Source organism: Leifsonia sp. EB34 (assembly GCF_041260585.1).
Classification (GTDB): Bacteria; Actinomycetota; Actinomycetes; order Actinomycetales; family Microbacteriaceae; genus Leifsonia.
In genome coordinates this window covers 363,452-378,507 of the sequence record NZ_JBGCCV010000001.1, presented here as the reverse complement: position 1 = coordinate 378,507, position 15,056 = coordinate 363,452, and the positions used below count along the sequence as shown (strand labels likewise).

At 71.4% G+C, this 15,056-nt stretch carries 12 protein-coding genes; 3 read left to right on the top strand and 9 right to left on the bottom strand.

Going from position 1 to position 15,056, the window contains the following annotated elements:
- Positions 1-84 precede the first annotated feature (84 nt).
- Positions 85-2,640, top strand: a complete 2,556-nt coding sequence (locus tag ABIA36_RS01870) for an ATP-dependent Clp protease ATP-binding subunit (RefSeq protein ID WP_369960577.1) — start codon at positions 85-87, stop codon at positions 2,638-2,640.
- A 214-nt stretch (positions 2,641-2,854) separates the two neighbouring features.
- Positions 2,855-5,287, top strand: a complete 2,433-nt coding sequence (locus tag ABIA36_RS01865) for a transglycosylase domain-containing protein (protein ID WP_369960576.1) — start codon at positions 2,855-2,857, stop codon at positions 5,285-5,287.
- Here ABIA36_RS01865 and ABIA36_RS01860 read toward each other — a convergent pair.
- The 4 genes from ABIA36_RS01860 to ABIA36_RS01845 form a co-directional block, all read right to left on the bottom strand.
- Positions 5,284-6,180 (bottom strand): 3-methyladenine DNA glycosylase, encoded by an 897-nt coding sequence (locus ABIA36_RS01860; protein WP_369960575.1) that lies wholly within the window; start codon positions 6,178-6,180, stop codon positions 5,284-5,286. The two genes, ABIA36_RS01865 and ABIA36_RS01860, sit on opposite strands and share 4 nt — an antisense overlap.
- Before the next feature lie 29 nt (positions 6,181-6,209).
- On the bottom strand, positions 6,210-6,815 hold the full coding sequence (locus ABIA36_RS01855) for an HD domain-containing protein (RefSeq protein ID WP_369960574.1): 606 nt from the start codon (positions 6,813-6,815) through the stop codon (positions 6,210-6,212).
- A 91-nt stretch (positions 6,816-6,906) separates the two neighbouring features.
- Positions 6,907-7,941: a zinc-dependent alcohol dehydrogenase family protein gene (locus ABIA36_RS01850; RefSeq protein WP_369960573.1), complete on the bottom strand. Its 1,035-nt coding sequence runs from the start codon at positions 7,939-7,941 to the stop codon at positions 6,907-6,909.
- Positions 7,938-8,375, bottom strand: a complete 438-nt coding sequence (locus ABIA36_RS01845) for a (deoxy)nucleoside triphosphate pyrophosphohydrolase (RefSeq protein ID WP_369960572.1) — start codon at positions 8,373-8,375, stop codon at positions 7,938-7,940. The genes ABIA36_RS01850 and ABIA36_RS01845 overlap by 4 nt, the downstream gene beginning before the upstream one ends.
- A gap of 75 nt (positions 8,376-8,450) precedes the next feature.
- Here ABIA36_RS01845 and ABIA36_RS01840 point away from each other — a divergent pair, with 75 nt between their 5' ends.
- On the top strand, positions 8,451-8,993 hold the full coding sequence (locus ABIA36_RS01840) for a cysteine hydrolase family protein (RefSeq protein ID WP_369960571.1): 543 nt from the start codon (positions 8,451-8,453) through the stop codon (positions 8,991-8,993).
- A gap of 19 nt (positions 8,994-9,012) precedes the next feature.
- On the opposite strand, the gene ABIA36_RS01835 is transcribed toward ABIA36_RS01840, so the two are convergent.
- The 5 genes from ABIA36_RS01835 to ABIA36_RS01815 all read right to left on the bottom strand — a co-directional run bounded on the left by ABIA36_RS01835 (position 9,013) and on the right by ABIA36_RS01815 (position 14,994).
- The gene (locus ABIA36_RS01835) at positions 9,013-10,131 is read right to left on the bottom strand and encodes a hypothetical protein (RefSeq protein WP_369960570.1); all 1,119 of its coding nucleotides are present in this window, start codon (positions 10,129-10,131) and stop codon (positions 9,013-9,015) included.
- Between the two features lie 109 nt (positions 10,132-10,240).
- Positions 10,241-11,314, bottom strand: a complete 1,074-nt coding sequence (gene hpaD, locus ABIA36_RS01830) for a 3,4-dihydroxyphenylacetate 2,3-dioxygenase (RefSeq protein ID WP_369960569.1) — start codon at positions 11,312-11,314, stop codon at positions 10,241-10,243.
- Positions 11,315-11,327: 13 nt separating this feature from the next.
- Positions 11,328-12,824, bottom strand: coding sequence for a 5-carboxymethyl-2-hydroxymuconate semialdehyde dehydrogenase (gene hpaE, locus ABIA36_RS01825; RefSeq protein ID WP_369960568.1), 1,497 nt, complete (start codon positions 12,822-12,824; stop codon positions 11,328-11,330).
- 59 nt (positions 12,825-12,883) lie between these two features.
- The gene (locus tag ABIA36_RS01820; RefSeq protein WP_369960567.1) at positions 12,884-13,579 is read right to left on the bottom strand and encodes a GntR family transcriptional regulator; all 696 of its coding nucleotides are present in this window, start codon (positions 13,577-13,579) and stop codon (positions 12,884-12,886) included.
- On the bottom strand, positions 13,561-14,994 hold the full coding sequence (locus ABIA36_RS01815; RefSeq protein WP_369960566.1) for a fumarylacetoacetate hydrolase family protein: 1,434 nt from the start codon (positions 14,992-14,994) through the stop codon (positions 13,561-13,563). The genes ABIA36_RS01820 and ABIA36_RS01815 overlap by 19 nt, the downstream gene beginning before the upstream one ends.
- Positions 14,995-15,056: the final 62 nt, after the last annotated feature.

The following is a 15,056-nucleotide window of genomic DNA, read 5'->3' as shown; positions in this document are numbered from 1 at the left end:
GTGGTGAACGGTCCTGGAATAATCCCTCCCCCCGAACGTTGAACTTGAGTGCAACCAACTCAACTTTCAGAAACAGGAGATCAGGTGCCTGAGAACTTCACCCCCGAGAGCGGCAGCGAGAACTCGTTCGACGAGTTCCTCTCGCGCTACCTCGCGGGCGAGCGCGCCCGCGCCGCGCGCTCCATCGACATCAGCCGGTTCCTCAGCCGGCGTACGCAGGAACTCCTCGCCGAGGCGGGCCGTTACGCCCTCGAGCACGGCCACCGCGAGCTGGACGCCCTGCACATCCTCCGCGTGATGGCCGGGCAGGAGCCCGCGTCCGACGCCATGCGCCGCATCGGCGTCGACCCGTCCGCGGTCGCCGCCGCCGCCGAGCAGCGCCTCCCCGCCTCCGGCGAGCCCATCGACGCCGACGGCGCCTCGATCACGGCGTCCGCCCAGCGCGTGCTGTTCCACGCGTACCAGGTGGCTCGTGCCTCCGGCGCGACCTACATCGACCCCGAGCACCTCTTCTTCGCGCTCGTGATCGGCCAGGACGCCCCCGCCGGCCAGGTCCTCCAGGCCGCCGGCGTCACCCCCGACTCCCTGACCAACGCCATGCGGCAGTCCGCCACGGTCGGCGCGGGAGGCCAGGACGACCAGGACACCGCTGGGACCGCAGGCGACTCCGCGACCCCGATGCTCGACCAGTTCGGCACCGACCTGACCGCGCTCGCGCGCGACGGCAAGCTGGACCCGGTGATCGGCCGGCTCGACGAGATCGAGCAGACCGTCGAGATCCTCTCCCGCCGGACCAAGAACAACCCCGTCCTGGTCGGCGAGGCCGGCGTCGGCAAGACCGCGATCGTCGAGGGCCTGGCCCGCGCGATCGTCGCGGGCGACGTCCCCGAGCAGCTGCGCGACAAGAAGGTCGTCGCGCTCGACCTCGCCGGAATGGTCGCCGGCACCCGGTACCGCGGCGACTTCGAGGAGCGGCTCACCAAGCTCATGGACGAGATCAGTGCAGGCAAGGACGAGCTGATCGTGTTCGTGGACGAGCTGCACACCGTGGTCGGCGCCGGAGGGTCCGGCGAGTCCGGCGGCATGGACGCCGGCAACATCCTCAAGCCCCGGCTGTCGCGCGGCGACCTCCACCTGGTGGGGGCCACCACGCTCAAGGAGTACCGCCGCATCGAGAAGGACCCGGCGCTGGAGCGTCGTTTCCAGCCGGTGATGGTGGGCGAGCCGAGCGTGGAGGACGCCGTGCTCATCCTCGACGGCCTGCGCGGCGCGTACGAGGAGCACCACGCGGTCACGTACACCGCCGAGGCGATCCGTGCCGCCGTCGAGCTGTCGAACCGCTACATCTCCGACCGGTTCCTGCCGGACAAGGCGATCGACCTGATCGACCAGGCGGGCGCCCGGCTTCGGCTGTCGCTCGGCAAGCGTGTCGACGCGTCCGAGCTGATGCAGCGCCTGGCGACTCTGGAGTCCGAGAAGAACTCCGCCGTCGCCGCCGAGCACTACGAGGAGGCGTCCCGTCTGCGCGACGAGATCGAGGCCGTGCAGCGCGGCATCGACGAGCTCGGGAAGACCCCGCGCCACGCCGCCGAGGCGGTCGTGGACGAGGCCGAGATCGCGGCCATCGTGTCCCGCGCCACCGGCATCCCGGTGTCCCGCATCGGCGACGCCGACCGCGAGCGCCTCGCCGCGCTGGAGTCGGAGCTGCACGCGCGCGTCATCGGCCAGGACGACGCGGTGACCGCGGTCGCCAAGGCGGTCCGCCGCAGCCGCACCGGCCTCGGCGACGAGCGCCGTCCGGTGGGTTCGTTCCTGTTCCTCGGCCCGACCGGCGTGGGCAAGACCGAGCTGGCCAAGTCGCTGGCGGAGTCGCTGTTCGGCGACGACAAGGCGATGATCCGGTTCGACATGAGCGAGTTCGGCGAGCGCCACACCGTCGCCCGCCTGGTCGGCGCCCCTCCCGGGTACGTCGGCTACGACGAGGCCGGCCAGCTCACCGAGCGCGTGCGCCGCAACCCGTACTCGGTGGTGCTGTTCGACGAGATCGAGAAGGCGCACCCGGACGTGTTCAACCTGCTGCTGCAGGTGCTGGACGACGGCAGGCTGACCGACGGCCAGGGCCGCACGGTCGACTTCCGCAACACGGTCGTCATCATGACCTCCAACCTGGGCTCGGAGTTCCTGGCGTCCCGCAGCGGCGCCCTCGGCTTCGTGCCGGCGGGCTCCGACGGGTTCGCGTCCGACAAGGACATCCGCGACCGGGTGATGGGCAAGCTCCGGGAGGCCATGCGTCCCGAGTTCCTGAACCGCATCGACGAGATCGTGCTGTTCCGCAAGCTGGACGCCGAGCAGCTCCGCGACATCGTCCGCCTGCTGCTGCAGGCGACGGCCACCCGGCTGGCGCACCGTGCGATCGGGTTCGAGGTCACGGACGCGGCCGTGGCGTGGGTCGCCGAGGCCGGCTACGAGCCGGAGTACGGCGCCCGCCCGCTGCGCCGCGTCATCCAGCGCGAGGTGGACGACCGGATCGCCGAGCTGATGGTGGCGGGAGAGGTCACGGACGGCGGAGCGGTCGTGATCGACGCCGTCGACGGGGCGCTGCAGGTGCGGCCGCGGGCGGTGTTCGCGGCGGCGGCGTAGTCGCACTCAGCGTGAGAGGCGCCGGCTCCTTCGGGGGCCGGCGCTTCTCTGCATGCACCCTTCCTGAAAAACCACATAGGGGTACAGTGCATGTCTCAGCCCCTCACACAGCAGACCCTGGAAGCGTGGATACGTGCCCAACCCGGACAGATTCCAGAATTCCCCGCGCCTTCAGGCGATCGACGAGCGTCTCGAGCCCCTCAAACGGTTCGAGATGGCTGCTCCGCGCTCGCGAAACGCCGCCATCGTGCAGTGGGTCGCGCTCGCGCTGGTCGCCGCGGTGCTCTCCACCCTGTTCTTTCTTCCGGGTTTCCTGGGAGCCGGCGTAGCGGCCGCTGCGGGCATCAGCGACTTCAACAAGCTTCCGGGCGACCTCAACATCGGTCAGTTCGCGCAGAACTCCACCGTGTACGCGAAGCAGGGCGGCAACGATGTCCCGATCGCCCAGTTCTATGCGCAGAACCGGAAGGACGTGGGCTGGGCCGACGTCGCCCAGGTCGCCAAAGACGCGACGACCTCCGCGGAGGATCCCCGCTTCTACAGCGAGGGCGCCGTCGACCTGTTCGGCACCGTGCGCGGCGCGCTCTCCACCGTCGTCGGCGGCAACGTGCAGGGCGGCTCGTCCATCACCCAGCAGTACGTCAAGAACGTGGAGGTCGAGCACTGCGAGGGGCTCACCGACCAGAAGAAGGTGCAGGCCTGCTACAACGACGCAGCCGGCGTGACCCTGCAGCGCAAGATCCAGGAGATGCGCTACGCGGTGGGCCTGGAGAAGAAGTACAGCAAGCAGGACATCCTGCTCGGCTATCTGAACGTCGTCGGCTTCGGCGGCCAGACCTACGGCATCGAGGCCGCCTCGGAGTACTACTTCAACACCAGCGCCGCCAAGCTCACCCTCCCGCAGGCGGCGACGCTGATCGCCATCGTCAACAACCCGTCCAATCTGCGCATCGACCAGCCGGACAACAAGGACAACGGCGCGGCGAACGGGTACAAGCTGACCAAGGCGCGGCGTGACTACGTGCTCGATCGTATGTACATCAACAACAAGATCTCCCTGGCCGACCGGGATGCCGCCAAGAAGACCCCGATCCAGCCGACCGTCACGGTGACGCCCTCGGGCTGCGCGGTCGCCCAGAACGTCAACGCGGCCTTCTTCTGCGACTACGTCCGTGACGTCATCCTCAACGACCCGGCCTACGGCAAGACCAGCGCCGACCGCTGGGCGACCCTCAACCGCGGCGGGCTCAAGATCTACACGACGCTGAACCTCGACCTCCAGCAGACGGCGCAGCAGTCGCTGTCCAAGTACATCCCCGGCTCGCGCTCCGACATCGACGTCGGAGCCTCCAACGTGTCCGTGGAGGTCGGCACCGGGCGCATCGTCACGATGGTGGAGAACCGCGCGTTCAACAACACCGACCAGGCCCAGCCCGGCACCACCGCGGTGAATTACAACACCGACGAGGCGTACGGAGGCTCGCAGGGCTTCCAGACCGGTTCGACGTTCAAGGCGTTCGACCTCGCCGGCTGGCTGGAGGGCGGCCACAGCCTCTACGAGACGATCGACGCCTCCCAGCACACCTTCCCGATGTCCGACTTCTCCAGCAGCTGCGGGCCGGTCTCGGGTCCGCCGTGGCCGGTGTCCAACGACGAAGGCTCCGCGAGCCGGCTGTCGGTGATGTCGGCGACGGCGCAGTCCGTCAACACGGCCTTCGCCAAGATGGCCACCAAGACCGACCTGTGCTCCATCCTCAAGGCGGCGCAGGGCCTGGGCGTGCACCCGGCCAAGACCGGCGCGCAGCTCAACTCGTACCCGTCGATGATCCTCGGCACCAACAACATCGCGCCGCTGACGATGGCGACGGCCTACGCCGGCATCGCCAACAGCGGGACCGTCTGCACCCCGATCGCGATCGACAAGGTCATCAACGCCGACGGCACCCCGCACAAGGTGAGCCCGTCGACCTGCACGCAGGGCCTCCCGAAGAACATCGCGAACGGCGTCACCTATGCGCTCCAGGGCGTGATGCGCGGCGGCGGCACCGCGGCCAGCGCGAACCCGTACGACGGCACCCCGATCATGGGCAAGACCGGCACGACGGACGACTCGCTGCAGAACTGGATGATCACCTCCACCACGAAGGTCGCCCAGGCCACCTGGGTCGGCAACGTGTCCGGCACCGTCCCGCTGCGGAGCCTCGACTTCAACGGAATCGGCGGCGGCAACGTCAAGTTCTCGATCGCCAAGCCGATCCTGAAGGCCCTCGACGACGTCTACGGAGGCGACTCCTTCCCGAAGCCGAACAACTCGGTGCTGTACGGAAGCCAGGTGACCGTGCCGGATGTGAGCGGCAAGACGCCCGACCAGGCGACCTCGCTGCTCCAGGGCCTCGGGCTGACGGTGACCGTCGACCCGACGCCGGTCCCCAGCGACCAGCCGGCCGGGACCGTCGCGAGCACGAACCCCTCCTCGGGCTCCTCGGTGGACGGCGGATCGAGCATCACCATCCAGGTCAGCTCGGGGCAGAACACCGGGACGCCGGGACCGACCACCACCACCACCACGCCCGCGCCAACGCCGCAGCCGACCAACACCCCCGGCGCGGGGAAGGGCGGCGGCGCCGGTGGAGGTACCGGCGGCTAAGCAGGGCCGCGGTCCCCGGCGGCCGTGACCGCCCGACCGCCCGGCCACGCGTCGAGCACCCGCGCGCGCAGCGCGTTCGACCGCTCGGCGAACTCGCGCTGGCGGCGCACGTACTCGGCCTTGCCCTCGGCGGTCTCGATGCGCACGGGCTCCGCGCCCCACGGCCGCATGTCGTAGGGGGAGGCCTGCATGTCGAGCATCCGGATGTCGCGCGCCAGCTCGAACGCGTCGAGGAGGACTTCGCCGGGGACGAGCGGGCCGAGCTTCATCGCCCACTTGTAGACGTCCATCCCGGCGTGCAGGCAGCCGGGCTGCTCCAGCTCCGGCTGCGTCTCACGGGTGGGCGCGAACCGGTTGAGCGGGACGGCGTCCGGCGTGAAGAAGCGGAACGCGTCGATGTGCGTGCAGCGCAGCTCCGCCGCCTCCACCACGGCGTCGGTGCCGCTCCGGCCGAGACGCAGCGGCACGTCATGGCGGTGCTCGTCCTCCCGGTAGACCATCGCCCACTCGTGCAGGCCGAAGCAGCCGAACCGTCCGGGACGGGAGGCGGTCGAGCGCAGGATGCGCTCGATGGTCGTCAGCAGGGGCGCCTTCTCGCGTTCCATCGCGGCGCGGTCGACCACGAGGGCGCCGGGCGTCGCGCCGGGGGAGTACCAGCGCCAGGACGCGCGCGGTTCGTCCGCGGCCTCCAGCAGCTCGACTCCGGCACCGGGATGCCAGCGGCGCAGCACCGACGGCGAGTAGGCGTAGTAGGTGAAGAGGAAGTCCTCGATCGGGTGCTTCTCGCCGCGGGCGGCGCGAGCGCGGTGACCCGCCGTGAGCGCGTCGGCGCGCTGAGCGTGCGCGGCTTCGTGGGCGCGCCAGTCCGCGGCGGGGAGCGTGAGGGTCACCACACGAGGATACGTCGGCGCGCCCGCGCGGTTCAGCCGAGCGTCTCGAGCGGGTTCCGCTGCAGCTTTCCGGCGACCCCGCGCTCGACGATCCGCTTCGCCGCGGTGTCCGGCTTGCGCTCGGCCTGGTCGGTCACGCAGGCCGTGAACTCGGCGGCGAGGCCGAGCCGCGGGAACGCGGTCACCACCTCCCGCAGGAAGTCCCGCGGCAGCGCGTCGGGCCGGACACCGGAGATGTCGAGAGCGGTCGCGACCTCCAGCAGGTGGCCCTCCGGGTCGAACGCCGGGTCGACCTCCGGCCAGTTGTGCCGCACGATCACCTCGTGCGCCCGGGTCCGGCGCGCGGCCGGCCAGCCGGCGCCCGCGGTGAGAGCCTTCGCGACGTGGCCGCCGGCGTCCTCGTAGGCGAGCGTGTGGTTGTCGAACGCGGGCACGATGCCGATGTCGTGGAGGACCGCGGAGACGTAGAGCAGCTCGCGGTCGATGCCGTGCAGCCCCTCCACCGTCGCGAAGCCTTCCGCCCACAGCCACGACCGCAGCACATGGTTCAGCAGCGACGGCGTGTGGTACTCGGTGGCGAGCTCGAGCGCCGCGCGGGCCGCGGCGGTGTCGGGGACGGGGATGTCGGCGAGGCGCATGCCACCATCCTGCCGCGACCCGTCGTACAAATCCTGCCCCTCACCATCCATTCGCCGCCGACTTCCCCGCCAGCGCCACGGCGCGAGGCTGCTACGGGAGGGTCGGGTCGAGCACGGTGATGCCGGTGGAGGGCGCGGCCTCGGCCAGCGGGAGGAGTCGCGCGGCCTCCGCCAGGCCGACGGTGCGGCCGACGAGCAGCTCCGGCCGGAGGGCGCCGGACGCCACCAGAGCGAGCATCCCCGGGTAGTCGGCGGCCGCCATCCCGTGGCTGCCCAGGATGTCCAGCTCCCACGCGATCGCGCGGTCCAGCGGCAGCACCGGCATCCCGCCCGCCAGGAGGCCGATCTGCACGTGGCGTCCGCGCCGCCGCAGCGACAGCACGCTCGCGGTCGCGGTCTCCGCGGAGCCCACCGCGTCGACCGAGACGTGCGCGCCGCCGCCGGTGAGCTCGGCGACGGCAGTGGGCGCGTCGGGGCCGGCAGGGACCGTGTGCTCGGCGCCGAGCCGCGCCGCCGTCTCCAGTGCTGCCGCCGAACGGTCGACCGCGATCGGCCGGGCGCCGAGCGCGCGGGCGATGACGATCGCGCTGAGCCCGACGCCACCGGCGCCGTAGACCGCGATCCACTCGCCCGACCGGAGGCCGGCGCGCGCGGTCAACGCCCGGTACGCGGTGGCGAACCGGCAGCCCAGGGCGGCCGCCGCGGCGTCGGGCAGCCCATCCGGGATCCCGACGAGGTTGAGGTCGGCCGCCCGCACCGCCACGAGCTCGGCGTGCGAGCCCCAGTGGGTGAACCCCGGCTGGGTCTGGTCCGGGCACACCTGCGCCTGACCCGACGGGCACCATTCGCACCGGCCGCAGCCGTTCACGAACGGCGCCGTGACCCGGTCACCCGGTCGCCACTTCGCGACGCCGGCGCCGACCGCCTCCACGACCCCGGCGAACTCGTGCCCGGGCACGTGCGGCAGCCGCACCGAGTCGTCGTGTCCGGCCCACGCGTGCCAGTCGCTGCGGCACAGGCCGGAGGCGCCCACCCGGATCAGCGCGCCGCCGTCCGGAAGCTCGGGGGCCGGGAGGTCGGCGACCGTGACCGGCCCGGAGAACGTCTCGTAGTGCAGCGCCTTCATCGGGCCTCCTCGCTCGCCGCGACCGCCGCGGCCAGCCGCTCCCGACCGAGCCCGGCGAGCACCGCGACGAGCGGACGGTCCGCGTCGGCCCAGTCGAGCCCGGCCAGGTCGTCCGTGCCGCGCCACTCCAGCGCGTCGTGATCGGTGGAGGCCACCGGCGCTTCTCCGGACAGGGTGGTCGCATAGCCGGCGAGGTCGACGGCGCCGGTCGTCGAGCGGTCCAGGAGCGACCCCACCCGCACCTGCACGCCGAGCTCCTCGCGCAGCTCCCGGGCGAGCGCGGCCTCCGGTGTCTCGCCCGGCTCCACCTTGCCGCCGGGGAACTCCCACCGCCCCGCCGCGTCCTTGTGCGGGGCCCGCCGGCAGGCGAGCACGGCGCCGTCGCGCACGATCACGGCGGCGACGACCTGAAGGGTCCGGCTCGGAGAGGTCACCGTCCCATCCTGCCGCACCGTCCCATCCTGCCGCCCGGTCCCATCGTGCCGCCGTGGGGATGCCAGGATGGTCACGTGACCGACTCGAACCCCACCGTCCTGCTCGTGATCGACCTGCAGAAGGGGGTGCTGCCGGGCTGTCTCGACGCGGACGGCGTGGTCGCCCGCGCCGCCGCACTGGTCGACCGGGCGCGGGCCGCCGGCACCCCGGTGGTATGGGTCCAGCACGAGGCGGAGGACCTCCCGTGGGAGAGCGCCCCGTGGCAGCTCGCCGACGGCCTGGTCCCGGCGAAAGGCGAGGCGCTCGTCCGCAAGGAGTACCGGGACGCGTTCGCGGGCACCGACCTCGACGAGGTGCTGGAGTCCCTGGACGTCACCCGGCTGGTGGTCGCGGGCGCGCAGACGGACTACTGCATCCGCACGACGACGCAGAGCGCCGCGGTGCGCGGCTACGACGTCGTGCTCGTCGGCGACGCGCACACGACCACCGACGCGGAGTGGGAGGGCGTGACGATCAGCGCCGAGCAGATCGTCGCGCACACCAACCGTTACTTCTCGGGGCTGCGGTATCCGGGGCAGGAGTTCGCGGTGGTGGCGGCGGCGGCGGTGGAGTTCTGACCCCCGGACCTGATCGCGCTCACGGCCTCCACCGCAGCTCGATGATCTCGTGGGCGTCGCTGAGGTAGAACACGTTCTGCGTCCCCTCGTCCACCTCCACGAACGCGACCGGGTCGCCGACGATCGGCGGGGCGCCGACGAGCGGGCCGATGTCGTTGGTGTGCCAGACGCCCTCGCGCCACCAGAGCTCGTGCACGAACCCGTCGCGCCCCGTGAAGATCACGTGCTGGGTCGCGACCGGCTGGAAGAGGCCGGCCTCGAACGCGTAGCCCGCCGGGCTGGAGGTCGGGTACGGCGTCACCGCGCCGGCCGCGGCCGAGAGGTCGAAGTGGTGCCAGCCCGTGGTGTCCCACCACAGCTCTTGCAGGTGGCCGTTCCCGCCGACGTAGTCGATGTGCTGGGTGCCCTGTCCGCGGAACACGTAGCCGTTCACGGTTTCGGCGTCGCTCACGACCGGGGCGCCGGTGGCCGCGGTCAGGTCGCCCCAGTGCCACGCGGCGGCGTCCTTCCAGAACTCCAGGACGTGGCCCAGCTCGGTGCGCACCAGCACGTGCGCGGTCTGCTGGTCCTCGAACGAGTACCCGGTCGGCGCGGCGTCGGGCGCGCATGGCGGGGCCCCGGTCGCGGCGGTCAGGTCGAGGTCGTGCCAGCCGTCCCCGGAGTTGCTCAGCTCGTGGATGTGGCCGCCGTGCTGCGCCTGGTAGACCACCCGCTGGGTGCCGTCGTAGTACGTCTCGTAGCCGTACGGCTGCGACAGGGTGAGCGGCGCTCCCGCGGCGTCGGTGAGGTCGTTCGCGTTCCAGCCGTCGTCCTCCGTGTACCAGAGTTCGTGCACGTGGCCGTCGAACCGCTGGCCCTGGTAGACCACGTGCTGCGAGCCCTGGTGCGCCCAGATGTAGCCGTTGGAGTTGGTCGCGGCCGGCGCGCCTCCCGCCTCGGAGACGAGGTTCTTGACGTTCCAGTCGTCGCTCGCGCTGCAGTACAGCTCGTAGAGCTGGCCGTCGCCTCCGGTGGTGGAGTTGTAGCCCTGGAACACGACGTGGCGCGTGAACTGCGCGAACAGCCACGCGGTCGGCTGGTAGACGGCGTGCGGCGCTCCGGAGGTCGCCGTCGTCAGGTTCTTGAGACTCCATCCCATGGTTCCGCTCCGATCATCCGGGCGTCGGCGTCGGGAATCGGCGTTGACAGCACCCAGAGTAAAACGTGAGCGGGCCGCTGGGGACTGGCGGATTCGGGTGGGTGCGGCCCTACAGCTGCGCCCCCAGCTTGAACCCGTGCTCGGTGTCGTCCTTGCGCGTGTACGAGAACCCGTCCGCGCCGATCGTGACCGCCATCTCCGAGTCGTCGGTGCGGGCCGTCAGCGGCTGCACGTTGCCGTCCAGGTCGAGCACCGGGGACGCGTCCGTGTACCAGGACGGCACGACAGGGTTGCCCCACCAGTCGCGGCGCTGGTTGTCGTGGACATCCCAGGTGACGACGGGGTTGTCCGGGTCGCCGGTGTAGTAGTCCTGGGTGTAGATCTCGACTCGGTGGCCGTCGGGGTCGCGCAGGTACAGGTAGAACGCGTTGGAGACGCCGTGCCGGCCGGGGCCGCGCTCGATGGCGTCGCTGCGGCGGAGGGCGCCGAGCTTGTCGCAGATCGCGATGATGTTGTGCTTCTCGTGGGTGGCGAAGGCGACGTGGTGCATGCGCGGGCCGTCGCCGCCGGTCATCGCGGTGTCGTGCACGGTGGGCTTGCGGCGCATCCACGCGGCGTAGGTGGTGCCGGCCTCGTCCTGAATGTCCTCGGTCACCCGGAAGCCGAGGTCCTCCATGTACTTCACGGCGCGCGGCACGTCCGGGGTCACCTGGTTGAAGTGGTCGATGCGGACCAGCTCGCCCGGGGTGTGGACGTCGTAGCTCCAGGTCAGCCGCTCGACGTGCTGCACGTCGTAGAAGAACTCATACGGGAAGCCGAGCGGGTCCTCCACGCGCACGCTGTCGCCGACGCCCTTGGTGAAGCCGCCGGCCCGCCGCTCGACGCGGCAGCCGAGCTCGGTGTAGAACGCGACGGCGCGGTCCAGGTCCTCCGGCGTACGCACGCGGTAGGCGAAGGCGGCGACGGCCGCGACCGGGCCCTTCCGCAGCACGAGGTTGTGGTGGATGAACTCCTCCAGGCTGCGCAGGTAGACGGCCTCCTCGTCCTCCTCAGTGACGTGCAGGCCGAGCACGTCGACGTAGAAGTCGCGGCTCGCCTGCAGGTCGGTGACGACGAGCTCCATGTACGCGGCGCGCACGACGTCCGGCGGCGTGGCGGCGGGGGTGGGGATTGGGGTGCTCATGCTGACTCCTTCGTCATTCGGCGCCGAAGCGCGGCGTGTGGACCGGGCCCAGGGTGATGTGGACGGCCTGCTGGTCGGTGTAGAAGTCGATGGAGCGGTAGCCGCCCTCGTGGCCGAGGCCGGATGCCTTCACTCCACCGAAGGGGGTGCGGAGGTCGCGGACGTTGTGCGAGTTCAGCCAGACCATCCCCGCCTCCACGCTCTGGGCGAAGGTGTGGGCGCGGGTGAGGTCGTTGGTCCAGAGGTAGGCGGCGAGACCGTACTTCACCCCGTTGGCGAGCTCCAGCGCCTCGGCCTCGGAGTCGAACGGCGTGATCGCGACCACGGGGCCGAAGATCTCCTCCTGGAAGATGCGCGCGTCGGGCGCGACGTCGGCGAACACGGTCGGCGCGATGTAGTTGCCTTGGTCGATCCCGTCGGGACGGCCGCCGCCGGCCAGCAGGCGGCCCTCCTGCTTGCCGAGCTCGACGTAGCTCATCACCTTGTCGTAGTGCTCGGGGTGCACGAGCGCGCCCACCTCGGTCTTCGGGTCGTGCGGGTCGCCGACGACGATGCGCTTCGCCCGCTCGGCGTAGCGCTCGCAGAACTCGTCGTAGACCGCACGCTCTACCAGGATGCGGGAGCCGGCGGTGCAGCGCTCGCCGTTCAGCGAGAACACGCCGAACAGGGTGGAGTCGATCGCGGCGTCCAGGTCGGCGTCGGCGAAGACGATCGCGGGGGACTTGCCGCCGAGCTCCATCGACAGGCCCTTCAGGAACGGCGCGGCGTTCGCGAAGATGAGCTGGCCGGTGCTGCTCTCGCCGGTGAAGGAGATGAGCGGGACGTCGGGATGCTTCACCAGCGCGTCACCCGCCTCCTCACCCAGGCCGTTGACCAGGTTGAAGACGCCGTCCGGCACACCGGCCTCGCGGAAGATCCCGGCCCACAGCGACGCCGACAGCGGGGTGAACTCGGCCGGCTTGAGCACGACGGTGTTGCCGGTCGCGAGTGCGGGGGCGAGCTTCCAGCTCTCCAGCATGAACGGCGTGTTCCACGGCGTGATGAGCCCGGCGACGCCGATCGGTTTGCGGTTGACGTAGTTAAGCTGGCTGCCCGGGACCTTGTAGGCGTCGTCGGCCTGCGCCACGATCAGGTCGGCGAAGAACCGGAAGTTCTCGGCCGCGCGCTGCGCCTGCCCGAGCGCCTGCGTGATTGGGAGGCCGGTGTCGAAGGTCTCCAGCTCGGCGAGCCGGGCGTCCTGCGCGGAGACGGCGTCGGCGATCCGGTTGAGGACGCGGGCGCGCTCGCGCGGCTTCATCCGCGGCCACGGTCCCTCGCGGAAGGCGCGGCGAGCGGCGGCGACGGCGAGGTCGATGTCCTCCTTCTGCCCGGCGGCGGCCTGCACGTAGGTCTGGTTGGACACCGGGTCGAGCACGTCGAACGTCGCGCCGGAGACGCTGTCGACGAACCTCCCGTCGATGAAGTGCTGGATCTTCGCCGGGAGATCGGCGGGGACGTGGTGCTGCGGCATGCGCGGCCTCCTCGGTGGTTCGGTCGGTGCTGGGTCTCGGTCAGCACCGGGGGTGTCGGTCAGTGCTGGCGCTCGGCCTGATAGTGCTGGAGCGCGTCCAGGGTCGCGAGCCGGTGGTCGCGGGCGGCGAGCTCGATGTCGATGGGGTCGGCGCCGGTCTCGATCAGCCGGAGGATCTGCTCGTGCTCGGCCACCGACTCGCGGGCGCGGCCCGGCACGAAGCTGAAGGTGGAGTCGCGCAGCACGGTCAGGCGGTTCCAGCCGCGGTGCACGAGGTCCAGGATGTGCGGGTTCGGGCACTCCTCGAACAGCACCGAGTGGAACTGCTGGTTGAGCTCGGTGAAGCGGTGCGGGATGAAGTCGTCCAGGCACGCGATCAGCTCGCGGTTGATCAGCCGGGCGCGGTGCAGGTGGTCGCCGTTCAGCAGCGGGGCGGACAGCCGGGTGGCCGCGCCCTCCACGAGCGCGAGCGTCTCCATCGTGTACGCGTACTCGGCGTCGTGTAGCAGGGCGACCTGGGCGCCGACGTTCTTCTCGAACGTGACGAGCCCCTCGGCCTCCAGCCGCCGGATCGCCTCCCGCACGGGGACGACGCTGACGTTCAGCTCGCCGGCGATCTGGCCGAGGACGAGCCGGAACCCGGACACGTAGCGACCGTCGTCGATGCGCGCGCGGATGAAGTCGTACGCGAGCTGGGATTTGCTCGGGGTCGCGGCCTTCGCGGGCGGCGCCGTCCTCAGTGCTGCGTCAGCCACGTCCGGTACCTCTCCTTCCACGCGGCGTTCATCGGGAACAGCCCGTCGACCTTCTCGCCGCCGCGCACCATCTCCGCGATGAACTCCTCCTCGCGCTCCTGCTCGATCGCGTCCGCGACCACCTCGGCGACGAGGCCGGGCGGGATGACGAGGAGGCCGTCCGCGTCGCCCACGATGACGTCGCCGGGCAGCACCGTCGCGCCGCCGCAGGCGATCGCGACGTCCGCGTCCCACGGCACGTGCTTGCGGCCGAGCACCGCCGGGTGCGGCCCGGCGTGATAGGTGGGGATGTCGAGGGCGGCGACCTCCGCGAGGTCCCGGACACCTCCGTCGGTCACGATGCCGGCCGCGCCCCTGACCTGGGCGCGCAGCGCGAGGACGTCGCCGACGGTGCCACTGCCGCGCTCGCCGCGGGCCTCGATCACGAGCACCTCGCCGGCGCCGACCGCGTCGAACGCGCGCTTCTGGGCGTTGTAGCCGCCGCCGTGCGACGCGAAGAGGTCCTCGCGGCCGGGGAGGTAGCGGAGCGTCCGGGCGGTCCCGACCAGGCGCGCGCCGGGCCGGGTGGAGGTGAGGCCGTCGATGGAGACCGCGTTCAAGCCGCGCTTGCGGAGCTGAGAGCTGAGGGTGGCGGTGGAGACGGAGGCGAGCTGGGCGCGGAGCTGGTCGGTCAATACGAAGGCTGGTGCCGGTGGGGTGCCGAAGGCCTCCGCCCGCTGCAGATCATCCACGCTCGGCTTCGACCCGAAGTCGCCGAACGGGACGGTTCCCTCGGTGATCCGCGTGACAAGCCGGCCGGACGTCGGCGCTCCGGGCGCGGTCGGGGCGTCCACCTCCACCTCCACCGTGTCGCCCGGCTGGGTGACCGACGACCCGGCCGGCGTGCCGGTGAGGATGACGTCGCCGGGCTCCAGGGTCATCAGTTGCGAGAGGTCGGCGATCAGGCGGCCGAACGGGAAGAGCAGGTCGTCGCTCGTGCCCTCCTGCACCAGCTCGCCGTTCAGCCAGGTGCGCACCCGCACGGCGGCGGGGTCGACGGCCTCCGCCGGGATGATCGCGGGGCCGAGCGGTGTGAAGCCGTCGCCGCCCTTCGACCGGACGTTGGAGCCCTTGTCCGCCGCGCGCAGGTCGTAGAGGCCGAAGTCGTTCGCGGCGGTGATGCCGGAGACGGCCGCCCAGCCCTCCTCGGGGGAGACCCGGCGGGCGGGCCGGCCGATGATGAGCGCGACCTCGCCCTCGAACGCCAGGAGCTCGGTGCCGGCCGGGCGCTCGAGCACGTCGCCGGAGGAGCCGACAGAGGAGGCCGGCTTGAAGAAGTAGGAGGGCTGCGCCGGAGTGCGCCCGCGCTGCGCGGCGCGCGAGCGGTAGTTGAGGTGCACCGCGATGATCTTGCCGGGCCGGCCGATGTCGCTCACAGCTCAGGTCTCCTCGTCGTCGGGGATGGGTGGAACGTATTCGAGATTGTATACGATCTGGC